The following is a 15729-nucleotide window of genomic DNA, read 5'->3' as shown; positions in this document are numbered from 1 at the left end:
CGATGCATTCAGATGGGCCATTCAGCCTTGCGCGCCCGGCCGGGAGATTGGCCGGCACTTGGGCCGCCGCGGCCGGCTGCCTGAAGCAACTGACCGCCTTCACCTTGTTTTATGCGTTTGATGCAACCTTGGGGGTCAGCCGTCCGGCACTGGCACACCCCGTTGCGGCGCCAGTACCTACACGCTCAGGAAGATAGCAGAGCCATGATCGATAACGGCACCTCCGTGACCACCGCCGCCCTGGACAGGGCAGATCCCGTTCCGCTGGTTCTCGATCTGGATGGCACGCTGATCCGCACCGATTCCCTGATCGAGCAGGCACTGGCCTTCGTGCGCCGCAATCCCTTTGCGATCTTCAGGCTGGTTGGCTGGGTGATGGCAGGCCGGGTGACGCTGAAAGAGCGGCTTGCCGCTGCTGTGCCGCTGAATCCGGAACTCCTGCCCATCAATGAAGAGGTGGTAGCGCTGGCGCAGCAGGAGGCGGACAAGGGCCGGAAGGTTGTTCTGGCAACCGCCGCCCATGCCGAGACGGCAAAACTCTTCCTGGAAAGGTTTCCGTTCATCTCTGAAGTTCTGGCAACCGAAGCCAATGTGAACCTCAAGGGCAAGACAAAGGCCGAAGCGCTGGTGAAGCGTTTTCCGGAAGGCTTCGATTATGCCGGCGACAGCCGGGCGGATCTGGAAGTCTGGAAACGCGCGCGCAACGCCATTCTGGTGGGCGCCTCCCGCAGCACCGTCAGCAAGGCGCGCAAGAGCGCCAATGTGGTTCAGGTGCTTCCGCGCCCCACCGTGCTGAAGGCTTTCATAAAATGCCTGCGCCCGCACCAGTGGGCAAAGAACGTCCTGGTGATCGTGCCAGCCGTGCTTTCGGGCAAGATCATCGAGCCGTCGTCCATCCTTCCCCTGATTCTGGCCTTCTTCGCGCTCTCGTTCACCGCATCGGCGACCTATGTGTTCAATGACATCTGGGATCTGCAGGACGACCGGCAGCACTGGTCCAAACGGCGCCGGCCGTTTGCCAGCGGCGCCCTGTCGCTGCCCGCCGGCATCTTCGGCGCGCTGATCTGCTTTGTGGCCGGGCTTGGGCTCGCGCTGTTGGCGGGGCTGGCGGTGCTGCAATGGGTGCTGATCTATGTGGTCGTCACCCTCACCTATTCTTTGTGGCTGAAGCGCAAGGTGATCCATGACGCCTTCACCCTCGCCAGCCTCTTCACCCTGCGGCTTGTGGTCGGCATGGTTGCGGTGGGCGCAGAGCCCTCGCCCTGGCTGTTTGTCTTCGCGATGTTCTTCTTTACCTCGCTGGCCTTTGCAAAGCGCCACACCGAGATTGCCCGCGTTATCGAAAAGGGCGGCGACTGGGTAAACGGGCGGGGCTATCGCGCGTCCGACCTGCCGCTGGTGCTGGCGGCCGGCATTGCCAATTCTGTGGCGGCCGTGGTCATCATGGTCCTCTACATCATCGAGGACGCGCACCAGCAAAGCTTCATCAAGGTGGGCGAATGGCTGTGGGCGTTGCCGCCGCTGATCTTCCTCATCTCCAGCCGTATCTGGGTGGTGTGCCAGCGCGGCGACCTCGATGACGATCCGGTGGTGTTCGTGGTCAAGGACAGGGTGTGCCTTGCCTATGCGGCGCTGGCCGGCATCTGCTTCCTCCTGGCCTGGTTCGGGGTGCCGCTTTGATCGGACTGCTGCGGGATGAACGGGTGCGGTTTCTGCTGGCGGGTGGCTCAGCCGCGCTGCTGAACTGGATCGTCCGGTTTCCACTGTCGATGTTCATGAGCTACGCAGCCGCCGTTACGGCAGCGACCGTGATCGGCATGGTGGCAGGCTTCATTCTTTACCGCAGCCTGGTGTTTCAAGGATCGACCCGGCCGCTCTGGCTGCAGATCCGCGACTTTATCGGCGTCAACATTGTTGCCGGCGTGGTGACCGTGCTGGCGGCGCTCTTCCTGAGCAGCGGGCCATGGTGGCCGGAAGCCTACCGGCATTATGCGCCCGGCGCGTCGCACCTGGCAGGCATCGGCATCGGCGCCGTGGTCAACTTCTTCGGCCACAAGCTGTTCACCTTCCGCTGAGACGGAATTGGGCAGACGCGAACGCATCGGCGGCCGGCTCGGGATTATGATTGTCAGTACCCCGCTTTTGCGGCACTGGACTTGCAAGGGACCTTGGGGGCGTCTCATCGGCGCTACCCTCGTAAGATTGTAGAATAAGGGTGGGCCGCTGTGGCGTTCATTTCGACGCAGTTTGTGATTTTCCTGGTGGCGGTGACGGTTGTTCACTTCCTGCTGCCCGTGCGGGCGCGATGGATCTGGCTGCTGGCGGCCAGCCTTTTCTTCTACGGCCTCGCCGAGCCCATTTTCCTGGTGCAGATCCTGGCGGCGACGGGCCTTTCCTTCTGGCTTGGCCAACGGATTGAGGCGGCGCCCGACAAGAAAGCCAAGCAGAAGATCATGGCGCTGGGCGTCGTGCTGCTGACGGCGAACCTGGTTGTTTTCAAATATACGCCCTTCCTGAACGAGACGCTGCGCTCGATCCTCGGCCTGGCGAATGTCGAGTATCCCGTTCCCGAGCTGCAATGGCTGCTGCCGATCGGTATCTCCTTCTATACCTTCCAGCTCATCTCCTACCTGGTCGACATCTTCCGCGGCCAGCAGAAGGCCGAGCGCGAGTTCGGCGCCTTTGCGCTGTATGTGACCTTCTTCCCCAAGCTGGTGGCCGGCCCGATCGAGCGGGCAAAGAACCTGCTGCCACAGATCCATGCGCATCCGGCCTTTGACCGGACGCAGGCCATGCTGGGCCTGCAGCTGATCCTGTGGGGCGTATTCAAGAAGGTGTTCGTGGCCGACCGGATCGCGCCCTTCGTCAACGCCATCTATGACAATCCCGACGCGGCCAATGGCGTGCAGATCGCCTTTGCGACCTGGCTTTATGCCTTCCAGCTTTACTGCGACTTCTCCGGCTATACCGACATCGCCCTCGGCATTGCCCTGATCTTTGGCTACAAGCTGACGCAGAACTTCAACCGGCCCTATTTTGCCACTTCCATCCAGGACTTCTGGAAGCGCTGGCACATCTCGCTGACCTCATGGCTGACGGACTATATCTTTACGCCAATCACCCGCCAGAAGACGTTCAAGATCAAGTTCTTCACCTTGATGCTCTACGGCATGTTCATCACCTTCGTGGTGAGCGGGCTGTGGCATGGCGCGGCATGGACCTATGTGGTCTGGGGCGCGCTGCATGGCGGATATATTGTGGTGTCCCTGCTGCTTCAGAAGCGCTGGAACAATTTTGCCCGCGCCGTGAAGCTGAATGACCGGCCAAACCTCTACCGGGCACTGAAGATTACCGTGACCTTCTCGCTGGTGTGCTTTGCCTACATCTTCTTCCGGGCCGCCACGATGGAGGACGCCCTGCACATGGTGGGCAGCCTCGGCACCGGCTGGGGCCAGTTCAAGGACAATATGCTGTCGGTTGTCGGCGCAAACCGCAACGAGTTCTTCCTGGTGCTGATCGGCATTGCCGTGGTGATGGGCGCCGAAGTGCTGCAGGGGCGGATCAACATGCGCGAGGCCATAGACAGCCGCCCGGTCTGGATGCGCTGGAGCCTCTACTATGTGGGCACGCTTGCCGTGGTTCTGCTCGGCGCCTTCTATGGTTCCCAAATTGCCTTCATCTACTTCAGGTTCTGATATGGATACCGCCCCCCCCTCCCCTCAGCAGACGGAAGCCGGCGAGGCAAAGCCAAGCCGCTTCGGCGTGATCGGATTTTTCCTGCCGGTCGTTCTCCTGCTCGCGGCCGCGTTCGCAACGACTGTGGCGATTGCGGTTCTGGTGCCCGATGATGGCGACTATGCCCAGGCATCCAATCTGAAGCACGATCTGCTGGAGGTGGATGTTCCCAAGAAGATCGTGCTGGTGGGCGGCTCCAACGTTTCCTACGGCACCGACAGCACGATCATCGAAGAGGCCACCCACTGCCCGGTGATCAATATGGGCATGAACGGCTATTTCGGCGTGCGCTTCATGCTGGAGGAGGTGAAACCCTATCTCAAGCCGGGCGATCTCGTTGTCATCGCCTGGGAGTATGACAGCTACTACAAGTCTGTGAACGGAACGAATACCGACCTGCTGACGGTTTCCAAGGCAAATCCGCGCGTATTCAAATTCCTGACGCCCTATCAGAAGCTCTCGGCGGTCAGCCGGTTTCCCTTCATTGCCCAGCAAAAGGTGCTGCGCATAATGGGTGAGACGTATGACAACTTTACCTACATGCTGGGCGCTGAACCAGATACGCCGTGGACTGAGGTTGATATTCTCGATATCGAGAGCGCGCGCAACTTCACACGCAATGGCGACCTCGCCGGCCATCTGGGCGTTAACTGGCCGCATGAGCCGATTGATGCGATGGACATTTCCAACATCCCGATGGATCAGGAAGTCATTCCGATGATGCAGCAATTCGTTCGCGACATGAATGCACGCGGCGTGCGCGTGATGATTTCCTGGACACCCCTGCTGGACGATTTCTATGACCGCCACAGCAAGGAGATCGACCGGCTGAATGCGGAGATGGCTGCCGTGCCGGAATTTCTGATCCCGCGCCCGGCCAGCGGCTTCCGGTTCGACAAGAAGCTGCACTTTGACACCGTTTATCACCTCAACGAAAACGGCCGCCCGATCCGTTCCAAGATGCTGGCGGATGACATTCTCACCCAATTTGGCGAAGACGCGATGTGCGACAGCCAACCCTCACAATCTTCCAAGGAGACACACCCATGACCGAAGCACAGGTTCTCGAACACATCACCTCGATCGTTCAGCGCATGCTGGAAGACAAAGGCGTGAAGGCCGCAACCATCGAGCCCGAGACAGAACTGCTGGGCGGCGCGATCAGCATCGACTCGCTCGACCTCGCCATGCTGGTGCGCGAGCTGGAAGATGTGGTCGGCCATGATCCCTTCGCAGAAGGCTTCATCGAATTCCGCACCGTCGGCGAACTTGCAAAGCTCTACGCAAAATGATTGCTGCCGGCGCCTTCGGACTCGACACGAGTGACACCGCCCCGCTGATCGCAAATGCTCGCGGCATGCTGAGCCGCGGGGATCTCGCCCGCGCGGCGGAGACCCTGGTGGCCGCGATGAGCGAAGCGGACGTTTCGCGTTTGATGGTGCGGTCTGACGACCCGTTCCACATTCTCCGCGCCATCGATGCGGCCAGCCGCACGGGCGCGGACCTTTTCATCGCCCACACCAACCTTCCCGAGGCACATATCGATGCCGTGGTGAAGAAATTCGGTGTGCAGATGATCGTGTCGGCCGAAGACAGACTGACCGGTGAGACGCCGGCCGAGGCCGCCACGGCGCGCATCTTCATGATGACCTCGGGCACGACCGGCGCGCCGAAGATCGCTTCCCACAGCCTCAGCGCCCTGATGAGCCGCGCCAAAGCGGCCATGCACCCGGGCAATCGCGGCGCCAAATGGCTTCTCACCTATCAGCCAACCGGCTTTGCCGGCGTTCAGGTGCAGCTGACCGCCGTGGTTGGGCGCGGCGTGGTTGTGGCGCCCGACGAGCGCACGCCCGCGGGCTTTCTTGAAGCGGCGAAGGCCAATGGCGTTACCCAGATTTCAGCCACGCCGACCTTCTGGCGCGCCTTCCTCATGGTGGTGCGCCCCGGCGATCTGAGCCTGCGCCAGATTACCCTGGGCGGCGAGGCGGCGGACCAGTCGACGCTCGACCGGATCCGCAAGGCGTTCCCTGACGCGCGGGTAACGCATATCTATGCCTCGACCGAGGCGGGTGTCGTATTCTCCGTACACGATGGGCGCGAAGGTTTCCCTGCCGAATGGCTGGACACCGAAACGCAGGGCGTGACGATGCGCGTGCGCGACGGCTTCCTGCATATCCGCACGCCCAACGCCATGGGCGGCTATGTTTCCGACACGGCCCAGCCCCGCCTCGACGATGGCTGGCTGGCGACGGCCGACCGCGTGGAGATACGCGGTGACCGCGCCTTCATCGTGGGCCGGGACGACAGCACGATCAATGTGGCAGGCTCCAAGGTCTATCCGCTGATGGTGGAGCAGTTTCTGCTGAAGCAGCCCGGCGTGGTGGAAGCGCATGTCTATGGCGTGTCCAATCCGATCAGCGGCCAGCTGGTGGCGGCCGATGTGGTGATCGAGCCGGGACTTGATCCGGCCACAACGCGCAGCGCCATCCTGGCAGCCTGCCGCGAGAACCTCGCTCAATATCAGGTGCCGCGCGCCTTCAAGGTGGTGGATGCCATCGCCGTGCGCGAATCCGGCAAGAAAGGCTAAAAACATGACTGGCTCCGCGCCCTCCATTAATTCACGCCATGTGATCGTGACCGGCGGCAGCCGGGGCCTCGGCGCGGCGATGATCGAAAGCCTGCTGGCCGACGGGTATCGCATCTCCACCTGCTCGCGTTCAAAGTCTGCCAATATCGAAGCGCTGGCAGCGCATCCGGAATACGGATCACGCTTCTTCTGGAGCCGCTGCGAAGTGGGTGAGGCCGATCAGGTGGACGCGTTCGTCAATGCCGCCGTCGAATGGGCGGGCAAGGACAATCTGTGGGGCCTCGTGAACAATGCCGGCGTTGCGCAGACGGGTATTCTCGCCTCCTTCCCGAACCGCGAGACGGAAAAGATCCTCAAGGTGAACCTGTTCGGCGCCATTCAGGCGGCTCGCGCAGCGTCGGAATATATGCTGCGCGCCAACAAGGGCGGGCGCATCATCAACATCTCCTCCATCATCGGCAGCCGGGGCTATAACGGCATGAGCGCCTATTCGGCCTCCAAAGCCGGCATGGATGGCCTTACCCGCGCGCTGGCGCGGGAGCTGGGCCGCCGCAAGATTACCGTGAACTCGGTGGCGCCGGGCTATGTGCTGACGGAAATGTCGTCCGTGCTCACACCGGTTCAGCTGAACCAGATCGTCAACCGCACACCGCTGGGCATGCTGGCCGAGGACGAGGACGTGACCAATCTGGTGCGCTTCCTGCTGTCGGATGGCGCGCGCATGATCACCGGGCAGACAATCCTGGTGGACGGCGGCGTTTCCTGCTGATCAGCCGGTGGGCAGCGTACGCTGGGCCCTGACGATCCCGAGCAAGATCAGCGTGGCGAGCGCGCCCCATAGCCAGTGCGAGACGATGAAGTTGGAAGCAAAGCCGAACCGGCCCAGCGTCATCGAATGGCTGACGAAGACTGTACCGGCCAGCAGGGCATAGGTTGCGATCAAAGGCCAGCGCAGGCGCGCGAGCGGCTCTCCGGGCCGCGACCGCACCCACAGAAGCACAAGCGCCGGCAGCGCCCAGATATGATAGTGGGCCCAGGACAGCGCCGATACCGACAGGCCAAGCGCAAGGATCATCAGGACTTCCAGCTCCACATCCTGATTGGACAGGCGGAACATCCGGCCTGAGCGCCAGACGGCGTAGACCATGCCGGCAAGGAGTGTCAGGGTCAGGGCCTGGACGATCAGCCTGCTGACGGGCGACAGGAGGTAGGGGCTGAAATCCTGCCAGTCCGTGCCGCCGGACTGAAACCGCGCGACCATGCCGCTCACCGCCTGGTTGGCGCTGGCGAGCACGGGGTTGGAGGTAAATGGCTGGATGGTCTTTTCATACCAGTAGACGTGCATGTCCCAGCCGAAGATCAGCAATGACAAGACCACAGAACCGGTGACAACGGCCGCCCCGCCCGCGACGACCAGCCAACGCCCCCGCAGGAAGTAAAGCACGCCGATCAGCAGCAGGGATGGCTTGATGACCGCAGCAATTCCGAATAGGAGGCCAGCGGAAACATCCTTTCCCGAACGCGCCATCATCAGGCCGCCCAGCAACAGCAGCAGCATGAAATGCGATGTGTTGCCGACCTTCAGCACATAGATGAGCGGGCCATAGACACAGAGGGCAAAGCAGAGCAGCGCGCTTTCCCGCTGATCGAGCGCGAACATCTGCACCAGCAACCGCCAGATCGCCCAGGCAGCGGCGAGGCCGAGCACCGTGAAGACAACGGACGCCGCCATGGGAGAGAGCAGCCCAAACGGCGCGAAGAGATAGGCGACGATGGGAATATTGACGAACAGCACATCGTCATAGGAGCTCATCAGCGCTGGCGGGCCCTGCCAGATGAGATTGCCAGCCAGCCAGTAGCAGTAGCGGAAGTCCCAGAAGATGAACTCCAGGGTCGGCTGGGTGACCAGGAAGATGAAGGCTGCCATAGCGCCGCCCGCCAGGAGCGTGAATGGCCAGAGAAAGCGCGACAGCTGGGCCGAGCCGGCAAGCCGGTAGATCACCAGAAAGCCGGCGATCGCCCCGGCAAGATGCAGCCCGTTTACGATCAGCGATTGCATATGTGCCCCACCCGGAAGGTCATCAGTTCAGCAAGGCAGTAGCCCGGTTGGGCGCCAAAAGCTGCACGGGACGCGCGCAAGGAGAGAAGCATCACGCCGCTTCCCCAGCTGCGCGCGAAGGGACGCCCGGCGGCAGGCGGCCCCAGCGGCCTGTCACCAGCCCCCAGAGAGCGGCCAGCACGAACAGCGCCGCCAGATAGAGATGCGACATCAACACATGCAGTATGCCGGGCGCATATTGCAGGCCCCAGAGGGGAAGAGCCGCAATGAAGAAAGCCAGACATAGCCCCACGCCGAGCCAGACAGGACCGCTGCGCGGCGCCGCCAGCACCCACACCGAGGCAATGACGACGAATATCGGCGCCAGAATACCGTAATGGTGTTCCCAGGCGATGGGCGAGGCGGCGGTGAACACCAGCGCCGCGAGCATGAAGTCGTAGAAGGCTACAACCTCCCCTTCCCCACGCCGCAGCCGGAAAATGCCAGCCAGGAACGCAACGGTCACGAGCATGGAGCCAGCGTAAATGACCGGATGGAATGGGGGAAATGCATCGACGCCGAAATTATGAATTTCGCCATTTTCGAAGATGCGCTGCATCAGGCCGTTGGCAGACTGGTTTGCCCAGTAGGATTCGCCATGCCTGGAGAGGAAGGAGAGCACTTCCAGATAAGCGAGATGGTTGCCGAAACCGTAGAGCATGACCGACAGGGCGAGGCCGAGCGTGCCGGTGGCCAGCAGCGCTGCGGTGAAGCGCCACTCGCGCCGCAGCGCCCCCCAGATGAGGAACAGGCCAAACTGCGGCTTCAGCATGCAGACGAGCCCGATCAGCACGCCGGTGGTGGCGCGGTGGCCACTCAACCAGGCGATACACGCCGCAACGAACAGGGCGTTTATCCAGACCTGCAGCTGGCCGATATGATAGCCATAGATGAACGGGAAAAAGAGCAGCGCCGCGCCCGCCGCAGCAACCGAGAGAAGCAGCCGCGCGCGGCGCGTGTCGGCATCAAGCGGGCCATTGAGCAGACGCGCTGGCACCAGCCAGCCCAGCACGCCAACGCCCAGAGCGCCGGCAATCAGGATCACGCGGTTCAAATCGTTCAGCAGCACCGGAGTGAGCTTAACCCCCATCATCCGCAGCGCATCGAGTGGCACCAGGCTGGTGGGCGCATACTGGAACTTGTTCTGCTGCTCGAAGAATACTTCGCGATAGAGATTGCCGTCCGCAGCCGGATGCGCGTCCAGCCATTCGAGCGCCACGATCATCACATTCCAGGAGTCCGCAGCGTCCAGAATTTCACCTGACACCATACCGCGCAAAATCCATGCGGCAGACTGTTGGCCCGTCAGGGCAAGCACAATACTGATCAGCAGCACACAAGCCAGAAGGGCGTACATCACCAGCGCGACGCTGGTTCTCGGCGAACCGGCCACGAATGCAGACAGACGGCCTGCCACAGCCTTTGAGCGCAAATTCGACATTTGTGTCCCCGTCCAGTCTGATCCCAATATCGCAAAGCAAGCAGAATGCCAGAAGAACATGCCCTTCCGGCGATATTTTCTGGCCCCCGGCGGTTGCGCGCGCATACGCAGGAATCCCAAGCAAATCCGGCACAAATCTGCGGCGGCGGCGCCGTATCAGAGGCCTCATTTGCGGACAGGATGATACGCGCCGCGCCTGAGGGGGCAGGCTGATTGACGGCGCTTCCTCCCGCGTGCCAAGTCTCCAGCTGGGGAGACGCCGGATTTGATAACCATATCATTCGCTGATCATTCGCGGCGGCGGGAATTTTTCAGCGGAAACCCCGCTGATCTTGCACGCAAATTGCATTCCTGCCTGCAGCCCCCACCGGTTCAACAATTCAGTGTGCCCCTGCCATGATCGCACGTTTACTCCACAGCCCGTTTGATCATGCGAGTGACGACCCAAGAGCGGCGCAATCGGTCGTTCTGTGGGAAATCGGAACGCCGCTGGTGTTCTTCCCGGTGCTGGCTTTCATCCTGACGACCCTGTGGTTTACCGTAGGCGGCACACTCTCTGCGCCGGCAGCCTGGGTCATTCTGGGCGCATCGCTTGCCGGAGGGCTCTTCCTGCCCCGGCTTTTCCTTTCCGGCCGCTGGCGCTTTGCGCCGCTTGCCACGCTGGGCCTCATCATCGCGGCGCTGATCGTTACCGGGCTGGTTCACGACACGTCGATTGATGGCCAACATTATCATTTCCAGGCGATCTATGCCCTCGCAGAGGGCTGGAACCCTGTGCATGGCAATGCCGAGCCGCCTGTGATCGGTGATCCGATTACCCTGTGGGCCGTCCACTATCCGCGCGGGGGATGGGATTTCGCCGCGCTGCTGATGGCGGCGGGCCTGCCGCTGGCGATGGGCAAGGTTCTCAACCTGCTTGTCCTCTTTGCGGGCGCCGCGCTGATGGCTGGCGCGCTTTTCCGGGCGGGGTTCTCCTGGCTGTTCGCCGTCCTGCTCACCGGTGTGGCCGCGCTCAACCCCATCGTCCTCTCACAGCTTTTTACCGCGATGAATGACGGCCTTCTGGGCCTCTGCATCCTGATCTTCACCGCGTCGATGGTGATGTGGGCGCGGTATGATGACAAGCTGGCGCTGGTCACAGGGCTCGCCACACTGGTGCTTGCCCTGAACCTGAAATTCTCCGCCATTCCGGTGTTCGTGATCTTCTGCGCTTTTGCCTGCGCGGGCATCTTCTTCCAGCGCGGCCTGCGTCCCGCCGCTGGCCTTGCGGCAACGCTGTTTGCCCCTGCCTTTGTAGCCGTCGTCCTGCTCGGCTGGTCACCCTACATGCAGAACTTCCTTGATCACGGGCACATCTTCCACCCGATCATGGGGCAGAACGCGGTCGATATCATGAGCGGGGATGTGCCTGCGCTCAACAATACGCCGGAAGTTCTGGAAGGAATGTCCGCAGCCGAACGTTTCTTCTACTCTCTCTTCTCGGAAACACATTCGGGCTATGCGGCAATACCGCAGCTGAAATTTCCCTTCTCCATCTCCCCGCAGGAGCTGCGCGCAGCCGGCGGCGTGGATGTTCGTCTTTCCGGATTTGGGCCTTTTTTCTCCGGCATTTTTCTGCTGGCGATTGCCGGCGCTGCTGCACTGATCATCCGGCCGCGCTGGCGCAGCCGTGCAACGCTCTGGCTACTGCTGATCAGTGCCGTGATGATGTTCTCGGTGATCGTGATGCCGCAGAACTGGTGGGCGCGTTATGTGCCGCAATTCTGGTTCGTGCCGGCGGGTATTGCGGCGGCAGCGCTGGCAGCGAACCACCGCGCGGCACAGATCCTCGGCGGCACTATCGCAGCGGCCATGCTGCTGAACGCCATGATCGTAGGCGCCGCCGGCTTCTGGCTGACCGCCAAGCGCGGCGCCGAAGCCAATGCCCAGATAACTGCCATGACGGCTGCCGGGGAAGCCTACTGCGTCTATCCGGACATGGTGCAGTCGCGGATTTACCTGATGCGGGAAGCGGGTCTGGACATCCGGTATCAGCCCGCCGAAGCAATCACCTGCGCCGAGCCGCAGGAGATCGCCGGCTATGGCCCGGACCGGTTTGGCGGCGCGATCTGTGCCTGTCAGGAGTGATGGCGGGGAAGCTTCCTCCTTGTCCTGACGGTATGGCAAGGCGGAGCCTCGCGCGGGCGCCATAGCCAGGCATTCCCCGCCGCTGCGGCAGTTCAGAAGGCCGGTTGCAGCCTTTGCCGCTGTAGCGTAGGAAGCGCTCGGACGCGGATGTGGCGGAATTGGTAGACGCACTGGATTTAGGTTCCAGCGCCGCAAGGTGTGAAGGTTCGAGTCCTTTCATCCGCACCATTGTTGAGCCGGGCTGACTGCTGAGCCCCTCTGGCACCTTTGGCCCGATACGCCATATGGACCTCTTCCCTCCCAGACTTCAGCCTGCCCGTTTCAAATGACCCTCCAGATCGTCCCCATGACTGCGGCCCATATCGATGAGGTCGTGCAGATCCAGGCCGAGGCCTTCACGCCGGACTTGCGGGAAACGCCGGAGGTGTTTGCCAACCGCATCGCGCGTTTTGGGGAGTTTTTCCGGGTCGCCTATCAGAACGGGCGTATGGTGGGCTATGTGGTCGCTTTCCCATGGAAGTTTGGCGACGCGCCTGTAAACAATCAGAAATTTCCCGAAGACCTGCCCGAGCCGGACTGTTTCTTCATCCATGATATCGCCCTTCTGCCGGACGCGCGCGGCGGCGGGATTGCCAGAGCCTTGCTGGAGGACGCCTATCAAACGGCGCACGCGCTGGGCTTTGATGCGGCAAGCCTGGTGGCCGTCGGCCAGTCCGGCACCTATTGGGACAGGGTTGGATTTGTGCCCTTTGCGCGCGTCACCGAGGCCAAGCGGGCTTACATTCTCGCTATATACGGGCCGGGGGCACGCCTGATGGCGCGGCCGATCTGACCCGCGCTCAGCCGAATTCCCCGTGCAGCGCGCTGAGGATGATGGGCAGCTGCTTTTCGATATCTTCTGCAATCAGGCCCGCGCCAACGCGGCGGCCAGCCTCGCCGTGAAGCCAGCTGCCAATGGCGGCGGCAACGAAGGTGTCTACCCCCTGCGCCATGAACCCGGCGATGATGCCGGCCAGCACGTCGCCTGAGCCTGCCGTCGCGAGCCAGCGGGTGGCGTGGGTGTTGACGAGGGCGTTCCCGTCGGGCTGCGCGATGACCGTATCGGCCCCCTTCAGCAGGATCACGCAGCCGGCTTTGGCGGCAGCGGCGCGGGTGGCCTGCACCTTGTTGTCGCTGGTGGCGAGCAGATCTCCGAACAGGCGCGAGAACTCGCCCTCATGCGGGGTGAGGATGTCTGTGGGCCGCAATTGCCTGAACAGCGCATCTGGGTCTTCACCGAACACGGTGAGGGCGTCCGCGTCCAGCAGGAGACGCGCCGGGGTCTTCAGCAAGGCTTCGACATTGGCGCGGGTAGCCTCGTTGATCCCGGCGGCCGGGCCGATGACCATGGCGCTGGCGCGCGCCGCATAGGCGGCGAGGTCATCTGCGGTCTGGAACGGGGCGAGCATGATCGCGGTGAGATGTGCCGCATGAACGCCCGCAGCTTCCGGCGGGGAGAGCATTGTGACCAGCCCTGCCCCGGCGCGCAGGCCAGCCCTGGCGGTGAGGCGCGCCGCGCCGGTGTTCCAGGGGCCGCCGCTGACCACTTTGAGATGGCCGCGCTGGAATTTGTGCACGCCAAAGCCGGGCTGCGGCATCTGGCTGTGCCAGAGTACGGGGCTGTTTTCTGCAAGATTGGTCTGCACCGGCACGCCGATATCCGCGACCATGACGACGCCAGAGAGGGCAGAGCCGGGCAGCAGCACATGCGCCGGGCGCAGGGCGGCGAAGGTGAGGGTCGCTTCAGCCTGGAAGGCTGGGCCGAGTGGCTTGCCGGTATAGCCGTCGACGCCGGAAGGAACGTCGACCGAGATGACCCGCCCGCCGCGCAAGGCGAGCATGGCAGCGGGGCCTTCGAGAGGGCGCTTCAGGCCCGCGCCATAGAGCGCGTCCACGATCAGGTCGGGCTCTGCGCTGAGGGCGTCTTCGAGGGTGTGGACGGGGCCTTCCCACTGGCTGGCAGCCTTGGCGGCATCTCCGGTCAGCTCGCCCACCGGATGGGTGCAGTAGACATCCACCTTGCGCCAGAATTTGGCGAGTTTCGCCGCCGCGATGAACCCGTCGCCGCCATTGCCGCCGGGCCCGCACAGCACCTGAATATGGCCATCGGGCCAATGGGCATGGACGAACTCGGCAACCGCCTCGCCGGCCCTCTGCATCAGGGTGAACCGTCCGGTTCCGGCGTTGATCACGGCTTGCTCGGCGGCAAGCATCTCCTGCGGTGTAAGTATTGGCCTTCCCATGGGAGGGCTCATAGCACGCGGGTTGCGGATTCGCTCCCGTATTCTGCAACACGCAGGACGCCGCCGCGGCGTTCCAGCCGGGTGACCGAACAATGGCCGGGGCGGAAAACAGTGACGCGGTCATCGCCCTCAAGGGCGCCCACCAGCGCATTGATGGCGACAAAGTGGGAAAACACCGCGACACCGTCGGGCAGATTGGTGACAGTTTCGGACATTCTCGACCGCCAGCCGGACAGATCGGCGCCAGCCTCGGTCCATGTGCCCGCCATCAGGCCGCGCAGCCAGGCCACGCGGTCTTCAATGCCGGCCGGGGTCGAGATTTCGGAGACTTCCGGAACGATTTTCGCCGTCAGCCCGGCAAGCGCCTCGAAGGGGCGCGCTGTTTCCCGGCAGCGCTGCATGGGACTGGAAATCGCGCTGGTGGCGCCAAGCCGCGTCAGGATTTCGGCGGCCGCTTCGGCCTGCCCCTTGCCAAGATCGCTAAGGCCCGGATCGGGATGGTCGCCCCAACTGGCCGCGGCTTCACCGTGACGGATCAGGAAGATCACGCGGCAGCCTGCTCGCGGATCTTGCCGGCATCTTCAAGCTGGGTGGTGGCGGTATAACCATGGGCCGTCAGCACTTGGAGCGCATGCCGGTAGGCCACAGGCGGCTTGATGCCCAGGCGGGCACGGGCTTCCTCGAGCGGTTCCTTCATGAGGGCCACGATATCCTGACGCATGATCTTCTGAGCAGCCGCGCCATTGCGCTTGCCCTCCCAGAAGCAATCCATGATTCGGGCTGCCTTGGGGGCGTTTTTCGCAATCGTCCGGCAGCCCATGAAGGCGATGAACAGAACGCCATTGCCGGGGTTCTGGCTGTAGGTGAAGGCCAGCAGCGAGGCTTCGCCCAGCGCGTCGCGGTTGTAGCCGCTGAGAACATGGAACAGGTCGTGCGTGTCGCGCAGGCGATTGCCGAACCAGAGATAGTCGTCGTCATAGTCCGGCACACCGGCGCGGTGTTTCGCGCTTTCCTCGACGAGGCCCTGAGCCGTCAGCCCCTCGCGCTCCATGAATTCGACATAGGCGCGGCCAACGGTGCCTTCGGGGAGCTTCCTGATCCAGGAATGATCATCAAGAATCGGCGGCAGGTAGGTGCGCTCCTTCAGCAGGCGGCGGCCTTCCGGACTGGCAACAAAAGCGGCAAAGTTCTTTTCGAACGAGCGGCCATTCAGCGCTTCGATGATGTGGAAGACCTGCTCGGTATCTTCCTTGTTCTGGATCAGCTTCTGCATGTGGCGCCATGCCTTGAGCGGACGGAACTTCGAGCGTTTCCGGTCAGGGTGGACAACGATCTCAAGGTCCTGGGCAACCATGTTGAGCATTCCTCATGATGTCAAAGCTGGAGGTGAGTTAGCACAATCTGACGCCGCAAGAAAGTGACGCAAGCGTCATTTTCCTGCTTTTCCGCGAAAACTGGG

Annotated in this window: 14 protein-coding genes and 1 tRNA gene; 10 read left to right on the top strand and 5 right to left on the bottom strand. The window is 62.5% G+C overall.

The genetic code is table 11. From position 1 onward, the window contains the following. Positions 1-204: 204 nt before the first annotated feature. From C0456_RS00210 to C0456_RS00180, 7 genes are all read left to right on the top strand, one after another. Complete coding sequence (locus C0456_RS00210) at positions 205-1680, top strand: UbiA family prenyltransferase (RefSeq protein WP_291047224.1); 1476 nt, start codon at positions 205-207, stop codon at positions 1678-1680. Then, complete coding sequence (locus C0456_RS00205; protein ID WP_291047222.1) at positions 1677-2075, top strand: GtrA family protein; 399 nt, start codon at positions 1677-1679, stop codon at positions 2073-2075. The genes C0456_RS00210 and C0456_RS00205 overlap by 4 nt, the downstream gene beginning before the upstream one ends. A gap of 150 nt (positions 2076-2225) precedes the next feature. Further along, positions 2226-3695, top strand: coding sequence for an MBOAT family O-acyltransferase (locus tag C0456_RS00200; RefSeq protein ID WP_291047220.1), 1470 nt, complete (start codon positions 2226-2228; stop codon positions 3693-3695). Between the two features lies 1 nt (position 3696). Continuing rightward, positions 3697-4785 carry a hypothetical protein gene (locus C0456_RS00195; protein WP_291047218.1) on the top strand — a complete coding sequence of 363 codons (1089 nt, stop codon included), beginning with the start codon at positions 3697-3699 and terminating at the stop codon, positions 4783-4785. Next, positions 4782-5027: an acyl carrier protein gene (locus C0456_RS00190; protein ID WP_035599293.1), complete on the top strand. Its 246-nt coding sequence runs from the start codon at positions 4782-4784 to the stop codon at positions 5025-5027. The genes C0456_RS00195 and C0456_RS00190 overlap by 4 nt, the downstream gene beginning before the upstream one ends. Then, positions 5024-6322, top strand: a complete 1299-nt coding sequence (locus tag C0456_RS00185) for a class I adenylate-forming enzyme family protein (RefSeq protein WP_291047215.1) — start codon at positions 5024-5026, stop codon at positions 6320-6322. The genes C0456_RS00190 and C0456_RS00185 overlap by 4 nt, the downstream gene beginning before the upstream one ends. A gap of 4 nt (positions 6323-6326) precedes the next feature. Next, a complete protein-coding gene (locus tag C0456_RS00180; RefSeq protein ID WP_291047213.1) occupies positions 6327-7091 on the top strand; it encodes an SDR family NAD(P)-dependent oxidoreductase in 765 nt (254 codons plus the stop codon). Here C0456_RS00180 and C0456_RS00175 read toward each other — a convergent pair whose 3' ends face one another. Together C0456_RS00175 and C0456_RS00170 are read right to left on the bottom strand one after the other, a co-directional pair. Then, positions 7092-8381, bottom strand: coding sequence for a glycosyltransferase family 87 protein (locus tag C0456_RS00175; protein WP_291047212.1), 1290 nt, complete (start codon positions 8379-8381; stop codon positions 7092-7094). A gap of 91 nt (positions 8382-8472) precedes the next feature. Further along, complete coding sequence (locus C0456_RS00170; protein ID WP_291047211.1) at positions 8473-9861, bottom strand: glycosyltransferase family 87 protein; 1389 nt, start codon at positions 9859-9861, stop codon at positions 8473-8475. A 396-nt stretch (positions 9862-10257) separates the two neighbouring features. On the opposite strand from C0456_RS00170, the gene C0456_RS00165 reads away from it, so the two are divergent. From C0456_RS00165 to C0456_RS00155, 3 genes are all read left to right on the top strand, one after another. Continuing rightward, entirely contained in the window at positions 10258-11988 is a 1731-nt protein-coding gene (locus tag C0456_RS00165; protein ID WP_291047210.1) for a hypothetical protein, read from the top strand. A 143-nt stretch (positions 11989-12131) separates the two neighbouring features. Continuing rightward, a tRNA-Leu gene (locus C0456_RS00160) sits at positions 12132-12216 on the top strand. Between the two features lie 97 nt (positions 12217-12313). After that, positions 12314-12820: a GNAT family N-acetyltransferase gene (locus C0456_RS00155; protein WP_291047209.1), complete on the top strand. Its 507-nt coding sequence runs from the start codon at positions 12314-12316 to the stop codon at positions 12818-12820. A 7-nt stretch (positions 12821-12827) separates the two neighbouring features. Here the strand turns inward: C0456_RS00155 and C0456_RS00150 are convergent, their stop codons facing one another. Genes C0456_RS00150 through C0456_RS00140 form a run of 3 tightly spaced genes read right to left on the bottom strand, consistent with a single transcriptional unit; the run spans position 12828 to position 15624 of the window. After that, positions 12828-14282, bottom strand: coding sequence for an NAD(P)H-hydrate dehydratase (locus tag C0456_RS00150; protein ID WP_291047208.1), 1455 nt, complete (start codon positions 14280-14282; stop codon positions 12828-12830). Beyond that, a complete protein-coding gene (locus tag C0456_RS00145) occupies positions 14279-14818 on the bottom strand; it encodes a histidine phosphatase family protein (RefSeq protein WP_291047207.1) in 540 nt (179 codons plus the stop codon). The genes C0456_RS00150 and C0456_RS00145 overlap by 4 nt, the downstream gene beginning before the upstream one ends. Further along, a complete protein-coding gene (locus tag C0456_RS00140) occupies positions 14815-15624 on the bottom strand; it encodes a Coq4 family protein (protein WP_291047206.1) in 810 nt (269 codons plus the stop codon). Before C0456_RS00140 ends, C0456_RS00145 begins: the two co-directional genes overlap by 4 nt. Positions 15625-15729 lie beyond the last annotated feature (105 nt).

The organism is Hyphomonas sp. (assembly GCF_013823385.1).
GTDB lineage: Bacteria > Pseudomonadota > Alphaproteobacteria > Caulobacterales > Hyphomonadaceae > Hyphomonas.
The sequence above is the reverse complement of the archived record's forward strand: the minus strand, read 5'-3'. Positions and strand labels throughout refer to the sequence as shown.